Here is a 19,027-nt window from a genome sequence, read left to right on the forward strand (position 1 = left end):
GGAAGTTTTTGGTGGCAAGAAGGTGAGTGAAATTTTTTGGCATTTAAAAAAAGAAAAAACCTCTTATGAAAGAGGCTTTTTAAAAAGTGCCAAACAAAGCTAATATGCGTTCAGTTTTAATGGCGGGGTCGACGGGACTTGAACCCGCGGCCTCCGGCGTGACAGGCCGGCGTTATTACCATCTTAACTACGACCCCGCTTATCAAAGTGGTGGGCGGAACAGGGCTCGAACCTGTGACCCCCGGCTTGTAAGGCCGATGCTCTCCCAACTGAGCTACCCGCCCCCGTGAGGCACACTTTTTATATATTTGGGTATTGCTTGTCAACATTTTTTTTAAATGAAAAAAAGATGACATTTTAAAATAGTTGTGTTAGTAAGTGCTAACTTTCATTACTTGGGGGATGTGATGAATAAAGTAGAAAGTACAAGGGATAAAATTATTACAGCAGCATACAATTGTTTTTCTGAAAAAGGGTATTTAGGTACAAGCACAAAAGAAATCGCAAAAGTTGCAGGTGTTTCTGAAATTACTTTGTTTAGGCATTTTGGTAAAAAAGAGGGTATTTTTGAAGCTGTTATTAGGAATTATTCGATTTTATCTGAATTACAAAAAATTTCTTTTCGGATAGAAGGGGCAAGTTTGTATGATACTTTAAAAATTATTGCTGAAAGGCTTTATTTTACATTAAAAGATAGAAAAAAATTTATAAAAATTGTGTTTTCTGAAATTAATAGATATTCTGATAAAATTAGAGAAATTTATAAAAATTTTATTGAAGAATTAGATAATCTTATAGTAGATATACTTGTAAAATATCATAAAAAATCTATATCTAAAGATATAGATATAAAAATAGCTGTGAAAGGTTTTATTGGTATGGTTTTTTGTTATTTTCAAACTAATGAAATTTTCTTATGTGAAGAAGTAAGCTTTGAAGATATAGACATTGCTTTATCAACTTTTGTTAATATTTTTTTAAAAGCTTTAAAAAATATGTAATTTGGAGGTATGGTATGAATGTAAAACGCATTATTTGTGTGAAAATTTTAATAATAAATTTTTTGTTAATATGTTTACTTGTTGCTTGTGATAGGGAAGAAAAAAAATCTTCTATGTCGAGGCAGCTGCCTAAAGTTTCATACATAATAGTTAAGCCTGAAAAAGTGGTATTAAAAACAGAGTTGCCTGGTAGAGTTTCTTCGTTTCAGTCTGCTCCAATTATTCCCCAAGTAAGTGGTCTTATAAAGAAGAGGCTTTTTAAAGAAGGTTCTATGGTAAAAAAGGGAGATTTACTCTATATAATTGATTTTTCAAGATATGAGGCAACACTAGACGCAGCCAAAGCTTCTCTTGAAATGGCTCAGGCTAAGTTATTGGCTTTGGAAAAAAAGTGTAAGCGTTTTAGTGAACTTATTAAGACAAAATCTATTAGTCAGCAGGCTTATGATGATACTTTGGCTGCGTTAAAACAGTTAAAGGCAAATATAAAACTTTATAAAGCTCAGATAAAATTAGCTCAAATTAATTTGAATTATTGCTATATCAAAGCTCCTATTTCTGGTAAAATTGGCAAATCATTTATCACAGAAGGAGCAACAGTTGTTGCTTATCAGCCATCTCCTCTTGCTATTATCCAGAATTTTGATCCCGTTTATGTGGATATTCCTCGTTCTATTGCTGAACTTGAGGAGTTAAAAAGGAAAATTAAATATGGTGTGTTAAAAAGTGGTGACAAATTAAGAAATAATGTTGAATTAATTTTAGATAACGGGAGAATTTATAAATATAAAGGAAGATTACAATTTGAAGATGTTACAGTTGATAAAACAACAGGATCAATTAATTTAAGAGCTATTTTTCCAAATAAAAAATATGAATTATTGCCAGGAATGTTTGTAAAAGCAGTTATTACTGAAGGAATAAAGCAAGATGCTATTTTAGTCCCTCAGGAAAGTGTTTTAAGAGATCATAAAGGAACTCCTTATGTGTATGTAGTAAACGATGATAATAAATTGCAAATAAAATATATAAAGGTAGATAGAGTTATAAAAAATAAATGGTTTGTAAGAAGTGGTTTAAAATCAGGTGATAAGGTAGTTGTTTATGGGATTCAATTTATTAGGCCGGATATTTCTGTAATGGCAGAACCACTTTAAATTTTATAGGAAGTGTTTTGTAATTTGAAAGCTGGAGATTACAGGTGGTTAGTTAGAAATAACTTTTCTAAGTAAGATGAAGATTTATGTTTTTTAAAATTAGCTGTTTTTAAGTATTAGTGATAGAAGTAGGAGGCTTTGAATGTCGCGATTTTTTTTAAAACGTCCAGTTTTTGCATGGGTAATTGCTATTGCTATTATGTCTTTTGGACTTTTGGGAATAAAATTTTTACCTGTTTCTCAGTATCCAGAATTAGCTCCTCCTATGATTTCAGTAGAAGCATTTTATCCTGGAGCTTCAGCTGAAACAGTAGAGAGTACTGTAACGCAAATTATTGAGCAAAAATTAACAGGACTTGATGGTCTTTGGTATATAAGTGCAAAAAGTAGTTCTTCTGGACAAAGTAGAATAGATCTTACTTTTGCTCCGGGGACAGATCCTGATATTGCTTGGTCAAAAGTGCAAAATAAGGTGCAATTAGCTACAGCGAGCTTGCCTGACGTAGTACAGCAACAGGGAGTTAGGGTTAGTAAATCTACAAAAAATTATCTTTTGATTTTAGGTATTGTTTCTAATGATGGGAAATACACAGGAAATGATTTAAAAGACTATGCAAAATCAAATATTGAGACAATTTTGGCAAGAATACCTGGTGTTGGAGAAGTAGAAGTCTTTGGTACAGAGTATGCGATGCGTATTTGGTTAAATCCAGATAAGCTTAATAAATATAACTTAACTATAGAAGATATTGTTAAAGTTTTAAAATCTTATAATGTAGAGGTTTCTGCAGGACAATTGGGTGGTGCTCCGTCTGTAAAAGGTCAAAGGCTTAATGCTGTAATTATTGTGCAACATTATCTTCAAACTCCAGAAGAATTTTATAAAATACCTATAAAAATTAAACAAAATGGTAGTTCTATTTATATCAAAGATGTTGCAAAAGTAGAATTAGGTACTGAACGTTATGATATATTAGCACATTATAATGGAAAACCATCTGCATTTTTAGCTATTAGAAAGCAGGCTGGAACAAATTCTCTTGAGGTCGCAGATAAAATAAAAGAAAAAATGGAAGAAATGAGCAAATATTTTCCTCAAGGAGTAAAAGTAGTATATCCTTATGATACTACTCCTTTTACAAAGGTTGCAATTCATGAAGTTGTAAAAACACTTTATGAAGCTATAATTTTGGTTTTCATTGTTATGTTTATATTTTTGGGGAGTTTTAGAGCAACAATTATACCTACAATTGCAGTTCCTGTTGTAGTTCTTGGAACGTTTGGTGTTATTTGGGTCTTAGGTTTTTCAATAAACATGCTTACAATGTTTGCAATGGTTCTTGCTATTGGTTTGCTTGTTGATGATGCTATTGTGGTAGTGGAAAATGTAGATAGAATCATGGAGGAACAAGGTTTATCTCCAAGAGAAGCAGCTCTTAAATCCATGGAGGAAATTTCAGGGGCGTTGATTGGGATTGGACTGGTTCTCTCTGCAGTTTTTTTACCAATGGCATTTTTCCCAGGCTCTACTGGAATTATTTATCGGCAGTTTTCAGTAACTATTGCTGCAGCAATGTTACTATCTGTTATAGTCGCTTTAATTTTGACTCCTGTGCTTTGTGCAACAATATTAAAGCCTAAGAAAAGAGGACAGCCTATTTATGAAAACACATTTTTTCTTTTTAAACCATTGTTAAAGATATTTAATAAGGGTTTAGATAAAGGTAGAAATATTTATATTTCTGTTGTTGGGTATACGCTTGAAAAAAAAGTAAGGCTTATTTTTATTTATATTATTATTGTAAGTATTACTGGTTATTTATTTCTTAATATGAAAACAGGTTATTTACCAAATGAAGATCAGGGAATTTTACTCGTACAGGCAGTGTTGCCTTCTGGTTCTACATTAGAACAGACTGAACAAGTTATGAAGAAAATAACAAAATATATTGATGAAAATGAGAAAAATGCAATAAAATCTTTTGCCTATGCAGCAGGAATGTCTTTTGGAGGACAAGCGCAAAATGTGGCTTTGGGTTTTATAAGTTTAAAAGATTGGAATCTAAGACAAAAAGAGAATTTATCTGCCACTGCAATTGCAGGACGTTTAATGAGATATGTATCAACTTTTAATGAGGCAAGGGTTTTTGCTTTTCTACCTCCTGCTATTATAGAGTTAGGCAATGCAGCAGGTTTTGATTTTGAGCTTCTTGATTATGGAGGGGGTGGTTATCAAAAATTAATGCAAGCAAGAAATAAATTGTTGTATATGGCAATGAAAGATCCACGATTGATAAGAGTAAGACCAAATGGCATGGATCCAGTTGCTGAATATAAAATTGATGTGGATTGGGAAAAAGCAGGTAGCTTAAAATTACCTATTCAATCTATAAATTTAAATATAGCTGCTGCTTTTGGAGGAATGTATGTAAATAATTTTGTAAAAAGTGGACGAGTGAAAAAGGTATATCTACAGTATGATGCTCCTTATAGAATGTTACCAGAAGATTTAAAAAAGATTTATATTAGAAATATAGAAGGTAAAATGGTTCCTTTTAGCTCATTTGCTAAAGGGAGATGGATATACGGCCCCCAACAACTTGAAAGATACAATGGTTTTCCTTCTATCAATATATGGGGAGAGCCAGCTCCAGGCTATAGTTCTGGTGATGCTATGAAAATTATGGAAGAACTTGTTAGTAAATTGCCAAAAGAAATAGGTTATGCTTGGACAGGATTATCATATCAGGAGAAGATGGCGACAAATCAGGGTCCCCTTGTGTATGCCTTTGCGATTTTTGTTATTTTTTTAGTACTTGCTGCTCTTTATGAGAGTTGGCCAATACCAATTGCTATTTTGTTAAGCATGCCTTTAGGCGTAATTGGTGGAATTATTGCAACAAACTGGAGGGGATTTGATAATGATGTGTATTTTCAAATAGGCCTTATTACTACTCTTGGATTGACCACTAAAAATGCTATTTTGATTGTTCAATTTGCTAGAGAAAGAGTTGATGCAGGTTATGAATTAATAAAAGCTGTACTGGAAGCTGCAAAGCTTAGGCTTCGTCCTATTTTGATGACTTCTTTTGCTTTTGGATTTGGTGTTTTGCCCCTTGCTATATCAAATGGTGCTGGAGCTGGAGCACAAAATGCAATAGGAACAGTTGTTTTAGGCGGTACAATAACTTCTACATTTCTTGCTACTTTATTAATTCCACTTTTTTATGTTCTCATATATAAACTATTAGGAAAATATAAAAATAAAATTGAAGTGAAAAAGTTGTAAAGAGAAAATGGGAGGTGTAATGAAAAAAGAATTTATTATAATTTTATTTATATTTACTATGCTTAGTAGTTGTAGTTTTAAACCAAAATATGTAAGACCTAATGCTCCGATTCCTAAAGAATTACCTACAGATGGAGTCTATAGTAATATTTCTTATGAAAATATAGATATTCCAAATAAATTAAAATGGGAAGATTTTTTTATAGATTCAAAGTTAAAAAATATTATAAAAATAGCACTGGAAAATAATCGTGATTTAAGACTTGCCATTTTAAATGTAGAAAAAGCAAGACAAATTTATGGCATTAAGCGGGCTGATTTATATCCTTCTATATATGCTACTGCCAATAGCAGTAGAAAACGTATCTCAGATGATCTTTCTCCATTAGGAAAAGGATATATTCAAAGTGAATATAGTGTAAATTTAGGACTTGCAGAATGGGAAATAGATTTTTTTGGTAGAATTCGTAGTTTAAAAGAAGAAGCATTAGAACATTTTTTTGCGGCTAAAGAGAATAGAAGGTCGGCACAGATTTCCTTAATTACAGAAGTTGCTCGAGTATATTTTATTTTAGCATCTGATATAGAACATTATAAAATTGCAAATAAACTTTATAAAATTGCTGAACATAATTTTAAGTTAATAGATAGTCAGTATAAAGCTGGCATTGCAAGTGATATTGATTTAAACAGAGCAAAAAGTGTTTTAAATGAAATAAAAATAAATATAATAACTTATGAGCAACAAATAGAAAAAGATAAAAATGCTTTGAATTTGCTTGTAGGAAATAAAGTTAGTAAAGATTTATTACCAAGTGGTTTGCAATCTAACTTTCCAATGAAAGATTTTTCGCCAGGACTTTCTTCTTTGGTCCTTTTAAATAGGCCTGATATTTTAGCTTTAGAACATAAACTTAAAGCAGCTTATGCTAACATAGGGGCTGCAAGAGCTGCTCTTTTTCCTAGAATAAGTCTTTTAGCAGGAATTGGGACAGCAAGCAATGAGCTTTCTGGATTATTTGGTTCTGGTTCTTATGTGTGGAAAATAAGCGGAAATGCGGCTTTGCCTGTATTTGATGCTAGAGTATGGACAGCATATAAATTAAGTAAATTACAGAGAAAATTATATTTAATTCAATATGAAAGGACAATACAGAACGCATTTAAAGAGGTTTTGGATACGTTGGTTATTAGATCTACTATTGATAAGCAAATAGCATCGCAAAAAAATGTTATACAATCATTGCAACATATTTATAATCTTGCCTATAATAGGTATAGGCAAGGTATAGATAGTTATTTTTTTGTGCTTACAGCTCATAAAAATTTGTTATATGCAAAACAAAAACTTATAAGATTAAAATTAGCTAAATACATAAATCATGTAATGATGTATTCTGCTTTTGGTGGTGGAGGAGATTTTAATGAAGAGAATGATAAAAATATTTTAAGTGAAAAGTAAATATTTTTTTAAAATATATTTTTTAAAGAAGATGTTAATAAGGTTAAGTTAGAACTTAATTAAAATGATTTTTATTTAAAATTTTTAGTATACATTAACTTTGATTTATTTTTATTTTATTCAACTAAAATCAATTATTTAAGAATAAATGTGAAAATTGTTTAGGATAAATATGTTTATGAGCTTGATTTAAAAATTATCTTGAGATAGTTAGAAAAACAATTAGAGAAATTGGATTTATATATAAAAAATATTAAACAATTTTTTATTATACTAATATAAAAAATTGATTTCTATAATATTTATCTATTTATTAAAAAATAAAAAGTAAGATTCATTGCAAAGAGGTTATGGTTAGTTGTTATGGAGATTGTGCTCAAAAATATAGTGTTTTAAAAGATAAAGCTTACCTGATTATTAAAAAATAAGGTCTTTTTTTGTTTTGTAATTTTTTCTTCAAAAACATTCCCTTGGCAAAAAACTAGGTCTAAGTTATAAAGTCTAATTGTGAGTTTTGGTATAAGTACTTTTTAAACAAAGGAAGGAAAAATGAGTGCTATTGTTAATTCTAAATTAAAGACCAAGTTTATTTTTATAACAGGAGGAGTTTTATCCTCGTTGGGCAAAGGTTTAGCAGCAGCATCTTTAGGAGCATTGTTAAAAGCGAGAGGATTGAAAGTAACAATTCAAAAATTAGATCCTTATATTAATGTTGATCCTGGAACAATGAATCCATTTCAACATGGAGAGGTATATGTTACCGAGGATGGTGCTGAGACAGATTTGGATTTGGGGCATTATGAGAGATATTTGGATCAGTATTTTGGACAGATTAATAATTTTACGTCTGGTCGTATTTATCATTCGGTTATTTCTAAAGAAAGAAGAGGAGATTACTTAGGAGGAACTGTTCAAGTTATTCCTCATGTAACAGATGAAATTAAAAGAGCTATTTTAAGTGTAGCTCAAAATGAAGAAGATGTGGCTATTATTGAGATAGGGGGTACAGTAGGAGATATAGAGGGGCTTCCTTTTCTAGAAGCAATTAGGCAGCTTAGAACAGACTTGGGTAAAGAGAATGTTTTATATATTCATTTAACTTTAGTTCCTATTATTCGAGTGTCTGGAGAATTAAAAACTAAGCCTACTCAACATAGTGTTAAGGAACTTAGAAGTATTGGTATCCAGCCAGATATTATTTTATGCCGTTCCGAAGTTGATTTATCAGATGAAATAAAGGCAAAAATTGCTCTTTTTTGTAATGTAGATAGGGATGCAGTATTTACTGCCAAAGATGTAGAAAATATATATGAAGTTCCTTTGGCTTTATATGACGAAGGAATTGACCAAAAAGTAGCAATTTTACTTAGGCTTCCTGCTAAAAATCCAAATTTAGATCAATGGGAGCAACTTGTTTATAAATTAAAACATCCCAAAGGCGAGGTTACCATTGGTATTGTTGGGAAGTATGTAGAGTTAAAAGAGTCTTATAAAAGTTTACACGAAGCATTAGTTCATGGTGGAGTAGCTAATGACCTTAAAGTAAAATTAAAATATATTAACTCTGAAGAATTAGATAAAAAGAATTTGGAAGTTAAACTTAGTGGAGTAGATGGAATACTTGTTCCTGGTGGATTTGGTTCAAGAGGCGTGGAAGGTAAAATTTTAGCGATTAAATATGCAAGAGAAAACAAAATACCTTTTTTTGGTATTTGTTTGGGAATGCAGTGTGCTGTTATTGAGTTTGCAAGAAATGTTTTGGAACTTGAAAATGCAAATTCTGAAGAGTTTGATCCAAAAACAGATCATCCTGTTATTTATCTTATAACAGAATGGTATGATTATCGCGCAAATAAAATTCAAAAAAGAGATAAGAATAGTGATAAAGGTGGGACTATGCGTTTGGGGGCCTATCCTTGTGTATTAAAAGAGGGCACAAAGGCTTTTGATGCTTATAAAAAGCGAGAAATTATGGAAAGGCATAGGCATAGATATGAGTTTAATAAAAAATATGCTAAAGACATGGAAAAGGCAGGCCTTATTATTAGTGGAGCTTCTCCTGATGGAGAATTAGTTGAAATTGTAGAATTAAAAGAACATCCGTGGTTTTTAGGATGTCAGTTTCATCCAGAATTTAAATCTAACCCTATGAAGCCTCATCCTCTTTTTAGAGATTTTATAGCAAGCGCAAAAAGTTATAAAAATAAGAAAGGTTAATTATGGATTGTTTCAAACTTTTTGAACAAACTAAAAAAAAATTGTTTTTTATTGCAGGGCCATGTGTCTTAGAAAATTTAGATTTGGCTTTAAAAGTAGGTGAAGAACTTGCAGAGATCAGGAATAAATTAGGAGTTACAATTGTTTTTAAAAGTTCTTTTGATAAGGCTAATAGAACATCCTTAGAAAGTTTTAGAGGTCCTGGCTTAGATTTAGGTTTAAAATGGCTGGAAAAGATAAAAAAAATTACAGAACTTCCTGTTTTAACAGATTATCACTTGCCTGAACAAGCTAACGTTGTTGCTGAAGTGGCAGATATTTTACAAGTCCCTGCATTTTTATGTAGACAGACAGATTTACTAATAGCTGGAGCAAAGACAAATAGGATTGTAAATATAAAGAAAGGTCAGTTTATTGCACCTTGGGATATGAAAGCAGTAGTTGGTAAAGTTGAGTCTTTTGGGAATAAAAAAATTTGGCTCACTGAAAGAGGCTTTTCATTTGGATATAACAATTTGGTAGTGGATATGAGAAGTGTGCCTTTAATGGCAGAGTTGGGTTATCCTGTTGTTTTTGATGCCACTCATTCAGTTCAAATACCTGGAGGAAGAGGCACTAGCTCTGGTGGAAATAGAGAATTTGTTCCTTGTTTAGCAAAGGCAGCTGTTGCTGCAGGAGCTTCTGGAGTGTTTATGGAAGTTCATCCTGATCCTGACAAGGCTTTATGCGATGGTCCAAATTCTTGGCCTTTAAATCAAACTTATTCTCTTATGAAAAAATTATTGGAAATATGGGAAGTTGTTTATGAAAAGTAGAGTCTTTGATTTGGCTAAGAAAATAAAATTATTGGTTTTAGATGTTGATGGAGTATTAACTGATGGTGGACTTTATTATAATTTAAATGGTCAAGTTTTAAAACGGTTTGATGTTCAAGATGGGATGGGCATAAAAATTGCCCAAAGGGTGGGCTTAAAAATAGCAGTTATTTCTGGTTTAAGATCAGAAGTGGTGAAGGCTAGATTAGATGAATTAGGAGTATTAGATTATTTTCCTGGATATAATCATAAATTACCTAAATTAAAAGAGTTAAAAGAAAAAAACGTGTTACAATGGTCAGAAATAGCTTATTTAGGAGATGATTGGGTAGATGCTGCACCTCTAAAACAAGTGGGATTGCCAATGGCAGTGGCTAATGCTGTACCAGAAATTAAAAAACTTGCTCTTTGGGTTAGTTCTAAAAAAGGAGGGCATGGAGCAGTAAGAGAAGCCATTATGTTTATTTTGACTGCGCAAAATAAATTAGATGCTGTCTGGAAAGAGTGGGTTAGTCTTGATTAAAAAAATTGGTACTATAGGTCTGATTTTTTTACTTGGTTTAATTTTGTTTTATTTTATTGGAAAAGAGGAAGTTCCTTCTTCTTTAAAAATTAGTAAAATTAGGGGTAAAATGCATCTACAAGGGATTGAACTCTTGGCTGGAAATAGTGGAAAGTTAAAATGGAAGCTTAAGGCGAAGCAAGCAGACTATGTAGGAAAGGAGATAATATTAAAAAATATAGTTTTTGAGTATATGTTAGATAAACATATTTTTGTATATAGTGATGAAGGCAAAATAATAGATAATAACTCTCTTATTTTATTATATCCGCGTGTAAAAATAAAAATGAGTGATGTTATTTTATTTTGTGATAAATTTATTTATGATAAAAATAAAAAGAAAATATTTATGAATGATAATTTTGAGATGAAAAAAGATAATTATTTTAAAGTAATATCCAATAAAGCTTTATTTGATATAAAAAGTAATAGCTTTTATATTTTAAAAAATGTTAAAAGTATATGGTGGTTAGAAAATGAGAACAATATGTAATATATTAATGTTTTTTTTAATGTTTCAAGCTATATGCTGGGCAGAAACGAATAAAGAGCCTATTAAGATTGATTCTGATAAAATGGTCTATAAAAAGGAAAAAAATATTGTAGAATTTGTAGGTAATGTTCACGTTGTTCAAGGAAAATTAAATTTATGGGCTGATAAAATAGATGTATATTTAAAGGGGAATACAAATAAGGTGAGTTTAGATTTAGCAAATTCTGCTCAGAAACAGAAAATAGAAAAGATTATTGCGAGGAATAATGTAAAAATTCAACAGGAAGATAAGTTTGCTATTTGTGGTAAAGCTGTTTATTGGCCTGCATCTCAAAAGATTGTTTTAGAGTTAGAGCCAAAACTGAGACAAAAGAAAAATGAGATTAAGGGAGAAAAAATAGTTTTTTATCTTAATAATAGCTCAGTGGAGGTTCTAGGTAGTAAAAAGAAAAGAGTGGAAGCGATATTTTTTCAGGATTTAAAGGATAAGAAAGGTGAGTAAGTTAGAGGGGATAGACTTAAGAAAACGTTATGGTCAGAGAGAAGTTGTTCGAGGTATTCGTTTAGAAGTTTTGCAAGGAGAGGTTGTAGGTCTTTTGGGGCCAAATGGGGCAGGAAAAACTACTACTTTTTATATGTTGGTGGGAATAATTTCTCCTACAAAAGGAAAAGTTTTTTTAGATGGGAAAGAGATTACTTTTTTATCTTTGCCCAAAAGAGCTAAACTGGGAATTAGTTATTTGCCTCAGGAAAACTCTATTTTTAAAAAGCTAACTGTAGAGGAAAATTTACTTATTATTTTAGAGTATACTAAATTGAGTAAAAAGGAACAAAAAGAACGAGCAGAAGAATTAATGGAAGAATTAGGTATTAGCAAACTGGCTAAACAAAAAGCCTCTTATTTGTCTGGAGGAGAAAGGAGACGTCTAGAAATTGCAAGATGTTTAATTTTAAGCCCTAAGTTTATTCTTTTAGATGAGCCTTTTGCAGGTATTGATCCCATCGCCATAGATGATATTCAAAAGATTATTATGCGTTTGAAAGAGAAAAATATAGGGGTGTTGATTTCAGATCACAATGTGAGAGAAACTTTGAGAATATGCGATAGGGCTTATTTGGTTTATGATGGGCAAGTATTTTTAGAAGGAAGTCCTAAGGATATTGCTAATGATGCTCAGGCTAGAAAACTATATTTAGGTGAGACTTTTTCTTTGTGATTAAATTTAAATTTTTTTAACTTAATAATCTTAGTAAGATAATGCCCCTCATGATATTGTTTCTATTAAAAGATTTACACCATAGAATTTGTTGATTATATTTATAATAATTAGGTTATTTAGAAGGAATAAATATGGCTCTTCAGTTGAAACAACAATTAAAACTTAGTCAGCAGCTAGTAATGACTCCTCAACTTCAGCAGGCAATCAAGCTGCTGCAGCTTTCGAGAATAGAATTAGTAGATTTAGTTCAACAGGAGCTGTTAGAAAATCCTCTTTTAGAGGAAGCTGAGAATAATGAGAGTATTGAAAAGATACAAAAGGAAGAAGATGAATTTTCTGAATTTAAAGTAGAAGAAGAAAGTTTAATTAAAAATGCCGAATGGGAAAATTATTTGGGCCAGTTTTCTAGTTTTTCTAAGGATTATAAGGAATTGGAAATTCCAGAAGAAATACTTTCTGTAGAAGCTAGGTATGCTCCTAAGCCTAGTTTAGAAGGTCATCTGCTGTGGCAATTAAATTTAGCTCCTTTTACAGAGAAACAAAAGGAAATAGGTAGAGAAATTATAGGTAATCTTGATTCGAGAGGATATCTGACAGTAAATACTTCAGAGATTGCATCATCTTTAGATGTAAAAGAGGAGGAAGTAGAAGAAGTCTTAAAAAGGATACAACAGTTTGATCCTATTGGGATAGCAAGTAGAAACTTAAAAGAGTGTCTTTTGATTCAATTAAAACATTTTGACTATGATGATCCTATATTAAATTTGCTAGTAGAGCATCATTTAGAGGATATAGAAAAAAGAAAGATTGATAATATATTAAAAAAATTAGGTATTTCAAAAGAAAAGTTACATGAATATATAGAGATATTAAAGTCATTAGATCCTTATCCTGGATCTCAATATTCTAATGAAGATGTTGTTTATATTAGTCCAGATGTATATGTGTTTAAATATGAAGATGAGTTTGTTATTTTATTAAATGAAGATGGTATTCCTAATCTACGTTTAAATCCTTTATTTGAAGAAATAGAAATTAAGAGGGGGCGTAAAAAAAAGAACTCAAGTAAAGATATAGAATATCTACAAGAAAAAATGCGTTCTGCTGTTTGGTTGATTAAGAGTTTACAGCAAAGGCAAAGGACCTTGTATAAGGTAGTAGAAAGTATACTTTATTTTCAAAAAGATTTTTTTGAAAAAGGTGTTTCTTGTTTAAAACCTCTTACATTACGGGATGTGGCAGAGTATATTGGTATGCACGAATCTACTATTAGCAGAGTAACAAGCAATAAATATATTTCTACTCCTTTTGGCTTATTTGAGTTAAAATTCTTTTTTAATAGTGGACTTAGTACCAAAGATGGTAGTAATGTAGGTTCTGAGAGTATTAGAGCTAGAATAAAAGAGATTATTGATGCAGAAGATAAAAAAAAGCCTTTAAGTGATGAGGCTATTGCCAAAAGATTACAAAAAGAGTTAGGAGTTAGTATAGCAAGAAGAACGGTTGCAAAATATAGAGCTGCTTTAAATATTCCTTCTTCTTCAAGGAGGAAGAAGATATTTTAACCTTAAACTGTTAGGAGGCGTGTATGCAAATTAAATTTAATTTTAAAAATTTTGAGCCGTCTGATCATTTAAAAAGTTATGCTCAAACTAGATTTGAAAAATTAGCCAAATATCTAAGCAAAAACGATAATCCTGAACTTCAAGTGAACTTTGAAGTAGAAAAATATAGACATATAATAGAGGCAATTTTAACTGCTAAAAATTTACATATTTCTGCTACAGAAGAAAATGAGGATATGTATGCTAGTGTAGACCTGGTTTTAGATAAACTAGAAGCTCAGGTTAGAAAAATAAGAGAAAAGGCAAAGGATAAACATAAAAGTAAAAGTAAGACTAAAGTTAGAATGGATATTATTAAATTTAATAAAGAAGAAAAAAGTGGTCCTATTATTGAAAAAACAGATCATTTTGAACCAAAACCAATGAGTGTGGAAGAGGCTGCCTTGCAGTTGGATACTTTAAAATATGACTTTTTAGTATTTTTAAATGCAGAGAATGAAAGGGTAAATGTTATTTATAAAAGAAAAGATGGAAATTTTGGTTTAATTGATCCAGGAATATAATTTATGAAGTTATCTAATTATATTAATGAAAAATTAATTATTTCAAACCTTTCTGCCAGGACTAAAGTAGATGTCCTGGCAGAAATGGTTAAGTATGTGGAGAAATTATATCCATCTCTTCAAGATAAAAATGTCTATGAACTATTAGTTGATAGAGAAAAATTGGGCACTACAGGCATTGGCAATGGAGTTGCTATCCCCCATACTAAGCTAGAAGGAATAGATAGAGTAATTTTATTAGTAGCTCGAAGTATTGAAGGAGTAGACTTTGAATCATTAGATCAGAATCCAGTGCACATTTTTTTCTTATTGCTTGCTCCTGAAGAGAATCTTGGAGAGCATCTTAGGATTTTAGCCTATATATCTCGTCTTTTACAAGACGAAAGTTTTAGAAAAGCATTTTTAGAAGCTCAAGATAAAGGTGAATTGTATATGCTTTTAAAAGGTGTCTAATGAATTATACATTTTCTCTTGTTCTTATAAGTGGGTTATCTGGTGCTGGTAAAAGTACAGCGTTGAAAGTTTTTGAAGATTTGGGTTTTTTTTGTATTGATGGATTGCCTTTTTCTTTAATAAAACCTTTAATTGAGTTGTTTGAACAAAATTCTCTTAAAAAATATCGTGGTCTTGCCTTAGGAATTGATATTAGACAATTTGATTTTGGGTCTGGTTGGGATGAATTAGAGTCAACTCTTAAAAAGAGAAATGTTTATTTTGAACTTATATTTTTAGAGGCCAGTGAAGAGATAATAGTTAAAAGATATTTTACCACAAGACGTCCCCATCCCTTAAGTAGTGAGGGTAAAGGATTAGAAAAAGCTATTTTGGAAGAAAAACAAAAACTTTCTGTGCTTAGAGAAAAGGCCCATTTGGTTATTGATACTACATTTTTTTCTATTCATGATTTAAGACGCACTTTACAAGAGAAATGGATATGTCATGATAGTGTTTGTGCAGGGCTTCGAGTTCATCTTATTTCTTTTGGATTTAAGTATGGTGTCCCTTTGGAAGCAGATATTGTCCTTGATTTAAGATTTTTGCCAAATCCTTATTTTAAGGAAGAGCTTAGGGATTTATCTGGTCAAGAAAAGATAGTCCAAGAGTTTATTTATGGAAATAAGGAATCTAAAAAATTTTTAGAAAAATTAAAAGAGTTTTTAGAGTTTACTTTACCTCTTTATGCTAAGGAGGGAAGGTATAGACTTACCATAGGTTTTGGTTGTACTGGAGGAAGACATAGATCTGTTGCTACTACAGAATTAATAGCATTGTTTTTAAGAGAGAAAAAATATTTAATATCAGTAGAACATCGTCATTTGGAGTTAGGTTAAAATGGTTGGATTTGTAATTGTTACTCATGGTAAATTTGGAGATGGACTTTTGAATGCAGCTGAAATGATAGTAGGGGATATTCCACACTGTACTGTTATTAGTGTGGATGCTAAAAGACCAATAGAGCAAATTTTAAAAGAAATTGAGCAGTCTGTTAAACTCACAGATAATGGAGATGGGGTATTGGTTTTTACTGATATGTTTGGTGGAACGCCTACGACATTGAGTCTTTCTTTATTGGGTAAGAAGTCTAATTTAGAAGTTATTACAGGTGTTAATCTACCTATACTTATAAAAGCTGCTACCTCTAGAAATTTGTCTCTTTTAGAGTTGGCGAGTGAATTAAAAAAGGCTGGAAGGCAGGGGATTAAAGTTGCTGGAGAAATATTAAAAAACCCAGTAAACAGTTAATTTCTTGATGGGTAAAGAGTATGTGGGTTAGGATAGATAATAGATTGCTTCATGGCCAGGTATTAGAAACATGGCTTCCTTATGTGAATGCAAAAACTATCCTTGTAGTAAATGATCCTTTAGCAGCTAATACCATTCAACAAGATATAATGCGTCTAGCTGTTCCAAGAGGAATAGATATTTATTTTCTTTCTTTAAGACAAGTTTTGACTTTTTTAAAAAATAAAAAATGTACAGATGCTCTGGTTCTATTTGCTAATTGTGCTGATGCAAAGATAGCCTTTGACAGGGGATTTACTTTTAAGATATTGAATATTGGTAATCTTCATTATGAACCAGGCAAAGAACAAGTTTGTGATCATATTGCTTTAAGCAAGGAGGATATTTCTTGTTTACGTTATTTAATTAGAAAGGGAGTAAGCTTAGATTTTAGGTGCGTTCCCCATAAACAGGTACAGGTTACTTTATGAGCTTTTTAAACTATCAAATAATTCTTTTAATTAGTTTTTTTTTGCTCTTTTTTCTGCCTTTCGTTTTCAAATCAATATAGGATTTTTTGAACGACCCTTAGTTTTATCTTTTTTTTGGTCTCTTGTTTTTAAAGATAACCTTCCTTATCTAAATATAGGAATATTTTTTGAGCTTTTTTGGTTAGATCTTTTTCCTGTTGGAACATTTGTGCCTCCACAACATATTGTTTCTACTATAATCAGTCTATTTATAGTATATACTTTCAAAGTAAAAAGCTTAAATCATATTTTATTTATTATTATTATGGCTAATTTATTTAGTTATTTTTGGGATTGGTTTGAAGTTAAAACTAGGCAATGGAATAATTATATTTATAATAAAATATTAAAAAGTTTAAAATTACGTTCTGAGATAAATATGTCTAATATAATATTATCTTCTATTGGAAAGATGTTTATAATGAATTTTATAATCTTTTTTGTTGTTTTGATTTTTAGTTTTTATATATACGAATATATATCTTTTTATATACCACAAACAAAAATTTTAACTTGGAATGTTTTATTTATTATATCGTTAGTTGGTGCTGTATTAGGATTACGCTTACAAAAGTTATATATAGTTTTATCTTTAGGTATTATGTTTATTCTTTTTTGTTATTTAATTGTTTGGAATGGTTGGATAAATATAAATATCCTAAACCTATAATAGTTGCTGTCTCTATTCTTAAAATAGAATTACCTAAAGATATAGGTAAAAATTTTTGCTCAATTAAAAACTTATATTCCTGGGGACAAAATCCACCTTCTGGACCGATTATTACTAAAATGTCTTTTCTAAATTTGAAGTTGGAGATAAGATTTTTTTTTTCTTTTTCCCAAAAGAAGATCTTATTCTCAATAGTATCATAGCTCGAACAGAGATCTCTTAAACTAGAATAGAGTTTAATTTGAGGGATCCATAAATTTTGAGATTGTTTGGCCGCAGAAATTATTTTTTTTTCCCAAGAAGATTTTTTTTCTTTAGGAAAAGGTGGAGAATATGTTCCGGGCCAAAATATTATTTCCCAACATTGAAGTTCTACACATTTTTCTAAAATAAGATCTCTTTTATTTGCTCTTTGCCATGCTAATCCTACGATAATTTTACTTTGAGGTTCAGGATGCACTTTTATATTTAAACATTCTAATTCAATTTGTTTTTTTTGAATGTTTTTTACTTTAAAAAGACCTTCTTTTCCTTGGCCATCAAAAAGTCTTATAATATCCCCTTTTTTACCTCTTAATACTTTTAAAAAGTGATAACTTTCCTCTTTGTCCAAATGAAAAGGGGGCGTCCATTTTTGAGGACAAAGATAAAAAGAATTTAACCTAGGCATTGGAATGTTAAATTAATTTTATTCTTGCTGTGCCCTTTTTATAAAAAGGAAGAGTTGTTTTTTGGGCTGGAAGTTCTTTTTTCCCTTGGTTGATAGAAAAATTTTCTTTATCAGCATATTCTTTTTTTACATAAGCGAGAGCGATAGAGTGTCCTAATGACGGAGCAAAAGAGCCGCTGGTTATTTTGCCTATTTTTTGTTCTTCAAAGTAAATAATATCATTATGTCTAGGACTACGCCTACTTTTAATTTCTAATGCTATTAGTTTTTCTTTGATTTTAGCTAAATTATTTTTTCCAATAAAGTTTTTTTGAGAAGTGATTAAAAATCCGTATCCTGCTTCTATAGGAGTATGATTTTCATCTAATTCTTGTCCATATAAAGGTAAACCCACTTCTAAACGTAGTGTATCTCGTGCTCCCAAACCAGCTGGTTTTACTAAAGAATGAGATAATAAGGTTGTCCATATGAGCTCGGCCTTATCCCATGGTAGGTAAAGCTCGTATCCTAATTCACCTGTATAACCTGTACGGCTTATTAAAATAGAGAAGTCTTTAAACTTTGTTTGGATAAAAGAAAAATATTTTAAGTTATGAAAGTCTTGTTTAAATACCTCTTCTATAACCTGAATGGATTCTGGACCCTGAACATCAATTTTAGCAGTTTCAAAAGATTTGTCTTCTATTGTACTGGTTTTTAAATGTTCTTTTAACCAATTAAAATCTTTTTCTATTCTAGCTGCATTTACTACTATCATAAAGCTTGTAGGGCTAAGTTCATAGACAATCAGATCGTCAATAACGCCGCCATTTTCATTTAACATAAAACCATATTTGCATTTTCCTGGAGATAACTTATCAAAATCATGCGTTAATATAGAAGCCAATTCTTCTTTAGCATTATTACCAGAGACAATAAATTCTCCCATATGAGATATGTCAAAAATACACACTTTTTCTCTGCAATGCTTATGTTCTTTAATTATTCCTTCATATTGAACAGGCATTTCCCAACCGCCAAACTCTACCATTTTTCCTTTATTATTTTTATGCCAGGAATTAAGTGGTGTTTTATGTAATGTCATTATTTTC

At 30.8% G+C, this 19,027-nt stretch carries 19 protein-coding genes and 2 tRNA genes; 17 read left to right on the forward strand and 4 right to left on the reverse strand.

Going from position 1 to position 19,027, the window contains the following annotated elements:
* Positions 1-120: 120 nt before the first annotated feature.
* Both BLP60_RS00395 and BLP60_RS00400 read right to left on the reverse strand, forming a co-directional pair.
* Positions 121-197: transfer RNA gene (locus tag BLP60_RS00395), tRNA-Asp, on the reverse strand.
* A gap of 11 nt (positions 198-208) precedes the next feature.
* A tRNA-Val gene (locus tag BLP60_RS00400) sits at positions 209-284 on the reverse strand.
* A 123-nt stretch (positions 285-407) separates the two neighbouring features.
* Between BLP60_RS00400 and BLP60_RS00405 the strand changes: the two genes are divergently transcribed.
* From BLP60_RS00405 to BLP60_RS00485, 17 genes are all read left to right on the forward strand, one after another.
* Positions 408-1,001 carry a TetR/AcrR family transcriptional regulator gene (locus BLP60_RS00405; protein WP_092061675.1) on the forward strand — a complete coding sequence of 198 codons (594 nt, stop codon included), beginning with the start codon at positions 408-410 and terminating at the stop codon, positions 999-1,001.
* 14 nt (positions 1,002-1,015) lie between these two features.
* The gene (locus BLP60_RS00410; protein ID WP_200779087.1) at positions 1,016-2,158 is read left to right on the forward strand and encodes an efflux RND transporter periplasmic adaptor subunit; all 1,143 of its coding nucleotides are present in this window, start codon (positions 1,016-1,018) and stop codon (positions 2,156-2,158) included.
* Positions 2,159-2,300: 142 nt separating this feature from the next.
* On the forward strand, positions 2,301-5,447 hold the full coding sequence (locus BLP60_RS00415; protein ID WP_092061678.1) for an efflux RND transporter permease subunit: 3,147 nt from the start codon (positions 2,301-2,303) through the stop codon (positions 5,445-5,447).
* 19 nt (positions 5,448-5,466) lie between these two features.
* Positions 5,467-6,909, forward strand: a complete 1,443-nt coding sequence (locus BLP60_RS00420; protein WP_159427660.1) for an efflux transporter outer membrane subunit — start codon at positions 5,467-5,469, stop codon at positions 6,907-6,909.
* 549 nt (positions 6,910-7,458) lie between these two features.
* Entirely contained in the window at positions 7,459-9,126 is a 1,668-nt protein-coding gene (pyrG, locus tag BLP60_RS00425) for a CTP synthase (protein ID WP_092061684.1), read from the forward strand.
* A 2-nt stretch (positions 9,127-9,128) separates the two neighbouring features.
* On the forward strand, positions 9,129-9,941 hold the full coding sequence (gene kdsA, locus BLP60_RS00430) for a 3-deoxy-8-phosphooctulonate synthase (protein WP_200779088.1): 813 nt from the start codon (positions 9,129-9,131) through the stop codon (positions 9,939-9,941).
* Positions 9,931-10,464: a KdsC family phosphatase gene (locus BLP60_RS00435; RefSeq protein ID WP_092061689.1), complete on the forward strand. Its 534-nt coding sequence runs from the start codon at positions 9,931-9,933 to the stop codon at positions 10,462-10,464. Before kdsA ends, BLP60_RS00435 begins: the two co-directional genes overlap by 11 nt.
* On the forward strand, positions 10,457-10,996 hold the full coding sequence (locus tag BLP60_RS00440; protein ID WP_092061692.1) for an LptA/OstA family protein: 540 nt from the start codon (positions 10,457-10,459) through the stop codon (positions 10,994-10,996). Before BLP60_RS00435 ends, BLP60_RS00440 begins: the two co-directional genes overlap by 8 nt.
* On the forward strand, positions 10,980-11,498 hold the full coding sequence (lptA, locus tag BLP60_RS00445; RefSeq protein ID WP_092061695.1) for a lipopolysaccharide transport periplasmic protein LptA: 519 nt from the start codon (positions 10,980-10,982) through the stop codon (positions 11,496-11,498). The genes BLP60_RS00440 and lptA overlap by 17 nt, the downstream gene beginning before the upstream one ends.
* The gene (lptB, locus tag BLP60_RS00450) at positions 11,491-12,213 is read left to right on the forward strand and encodes an LPS export ABC transporter ATP-binding protein (protein WP_092061698.1); all 723 of its coding nucleotides are present in this window, start codon (positions 11,491-11,493) and stop codon (positions 12,211-12,213) included. Before lptA ends, lptB begins: the two co-directional genes overlap by 8 nt.
* A 134-nt stretch (positions 12,214-12,347) precedes the next feature.
* Positions 12,348-13,781, forward strand: coding sequence for an RNA polymerase factor sigma-54 (gene rpoN, locus BLP60_RS00455; RefSeq protein WP_092061701.1), 1,434 nt, complete (start codon positions 12,348-12,350; stop codon positions 13,779-13,781).
* 23 nt (positions 13,782-13,804) lie between these two features.
* Positions 13,805-14,344, forward strand: coding sequence for a ribosome hibernation-promoting factor, HPF/YfiA family (hpf, locus tag BLP60_RS00460; protein ID WP_092061704.1), 540 nt, complete (start codon positions 13,805-13,807; stop codon positions 14,342-14,344).
* A gap of 3 nt (positions 14,345-14,347) precedes the next feature.
* Positions 14,348-14,797, forward strand: a complete 450-nt coding sequence (locus BLP60_RS00465; RefSeq protein WP_092061707.1) for a PTS sugar transporter subunit IIA — start codon at positions 14,348-14,350, stop codon at positions 14,795-14,797.
* Positions 14,797-15,675 carry an RNase adapter RapZ gene (gene rapZ, locus BLP60_RS00470; protein ID WP_092061710.1) on the forward strand — a complete coding sequence of 293 codons (879 nt, stop codon included), beginning with the start codon at positions 14,797-14,799 and terminating at the stop codon, positions 15,673-15,675. The genes BLP60_RS00465 and rapZ overlap by 1 nt, the downstream gene beginning before the upstream one ends.
* A gap of 1 nt (position 15,676) precedes the next feature.
* Positions 15,677-16,087, forward strand: coding sequence for a PTS sugar transporter subunit IIA (locus BLP60_RS00475; RefSeq protein ID WP_092061712.1), 411 nt, complete (start codon positions 15,677-15,679; stop codon positions 16,085-16,087).
* Between the two features lie 20 nt (positions 16,088-16,107).
* Positions 16,108-16,557 (forward strand): PTS sugar transporter subunit IIB, encoded by a 450-nt coding sequence (locus BLP60_RS00480; protein ID WP_092061715.1) that lies wholly within the window; start codon positions 16,108-16,110, stop codon positions 16,555-16,557.
* 76 nt (positions 16,558-16,633) lie between these two features.
* The gene (locus BLP60_RS00485; protein ID WP_234970926.1) at positions 16,634-17,266 is read left to right on the forward strand and encodes a PTS sugar transporter subunit IIC; all 633 of its coding nucleotides are present in this window, start codon (positions 16,634-16,636) and stop codon (positions 17,264-17,266) included.
* On the opposite strand, the gene BLP60_RS00490 is transcribed toward BLP60_RS00485, so the two are convergent.
* Both BLP60_RS00490 and gcvT read right to left on the reverse strand, forming a co-directional pair.
* The gene (locus tag BLP60_RS00490) at positions 17,202-17,936 is read right to left on the reverse strand and encodes an RsmE family RNA methyltransferase (RefSeq protein WP_092061721.1); all 735 of its coding nucleotides are present in this window, start codon (positions 17,934-17,936) and stop codon (positions 17,202-17,204) included. The two genes, BLP60_RS00485 and BLP60_RS00490, sit on opposite strands and share 65 nt — an antisense overlap.
* 7 nt (positions 17,937-17,943) lie before the next feature.
* The gene (gene gcvT, locus BLP60_RS00495; protein WP_092061724.1) at positions 17,944-19,020 is read right to left on the reverse strand and encodes a glycine cleavage system aminomethyltransferase GcvT; all 1,077 of its coding nucleotides are present in this window, start codon (positions 19,018-19,020) and stop codon (positions 17,944-17,946) included.
* Between the last annotated feature and the right edge of the window lie 7 nt (positions 19,021-19,027).

The sequence above is a fragment of the Desulfonauticus submarinus genome (genome assembly GCF_900104045.1).
GTDB lineage: Bacteria > Desulfobacterota > Desulfovibrionia > Desulfovibrionales > Desulfonatronovibrionaceae > Desulfonauticus > Desulfonauticus submarinus.

Excerpts from the sequence above, each read along its gene's own strand:
- BLP60_RS00405 (WP_092061675.1), top strand. The coding sequence starts at position 408 with ATGAATAAAGTAGAAAGTACAAGGGATAAAATTATTACAGCAGCATAC.
- BLP60_RS00410 (WP_200779087.1), top strand. The coding sequence starts at position 1,016 with ATGAATGTAAAACGCATTATTTGTGTGAAAATTTTAATAATAAATTTT.
- BLP60_RS00415 (WP_092061678.1), top strand. The coding sequence starts at position 2,301 with ATGTCGCGATTTTTTTTAAAACGTCCAGTTTTTGCATGGGTAATTGCT.
- BLP60_RS00420 (WP_159427660.1), top strand. The coding sequence starts at position 5,467 with ATGAAAAAAGAATTTATTATAATTTTATTTATATTTACTATGCTTAGT.
- pyrG (WP_092061684.1), top strand. The coding sequence starts at position 7,459 with ATGAGTGCTATTGTTAATTCTAAATTAAAGACCAAGTTTATTTTTATA.
- kdsA (WP_200779088.1), top strand. The coding sequence starts at position 9,129 with ATGGATTGTTTCAAACTTTTTGAACAAACTAAAAAAAAATTGTTTTTT.
- BLP60_RS00435 (WP_092061689.1), top strand. The coding sequence starts at position 9,931 with ATGAAAAGTAGAGTCTTTGATTTGGCTAAGAAAATAAAATTATTGGTT.
- lptA (WP_092061695.1), top strand. The coding sequence starts at position 10,980 with ATGAGAACAATATGTAATATATTAATGTTTTTTTTAATGTTTCAAGCT.
- rpoN (WP_092061701.1), top strand. The coding sequence starts at position 12,348 with ATGGCTCTTCAGTTGAAACAACAATTAAAACTTAGTCAGCAGCTAGTA.
- hpf (WP_092061704.1), top strand. The coding sequence starts at position 13,805 with ATGCAAATTAAATTTAATTTTAAAAATTTTGAGCCGTCTGATCATTTA.
- BLP60_RS00465 (WP_092061707.1), top strand. The coding sequence starts at position 14,348 with ATGAAGTTATCTAATTATATTAATGAAAAATTAATTATTTCAAACCTT.
- rapZ (WP_092061710.1), top strand. The coding sequence starts at position 14,797 with ATGAATTATACATTTTCTCTTGTTCTTATAAGTGGGTTATCTGGTGCT.
- BLP60_RS00475 (WP_092061712.1), top strand. The coding sequence starts at position 15,677 with ATGGTTGGATTTGTAATTGTTACTCATGGTAAATTTGGAGATGGACTT.
- BLP60_RS00480 (WP_092061715.1), top strand. The coding sequence starts at position 16,108 with ATGTGGGTTAGGATAGATAATAGATTGCTTCATGGCCAGGTATTAGAA.
- BLP60_RS00490 (WP_092061721.1), bottom strand. The coding sequence starts at position 17,936 with ATGCCTAGGTTAAATTCTTTTTATCTTTGTCCTCAAAAATGGACGCCC.
- gcvT (WP_092061724.1), bottom strand. The coding sequence starts at position 19,020 with ATGACATTACATAAAACACCACTTAATTCCTGGCATAAAAATAATAAA.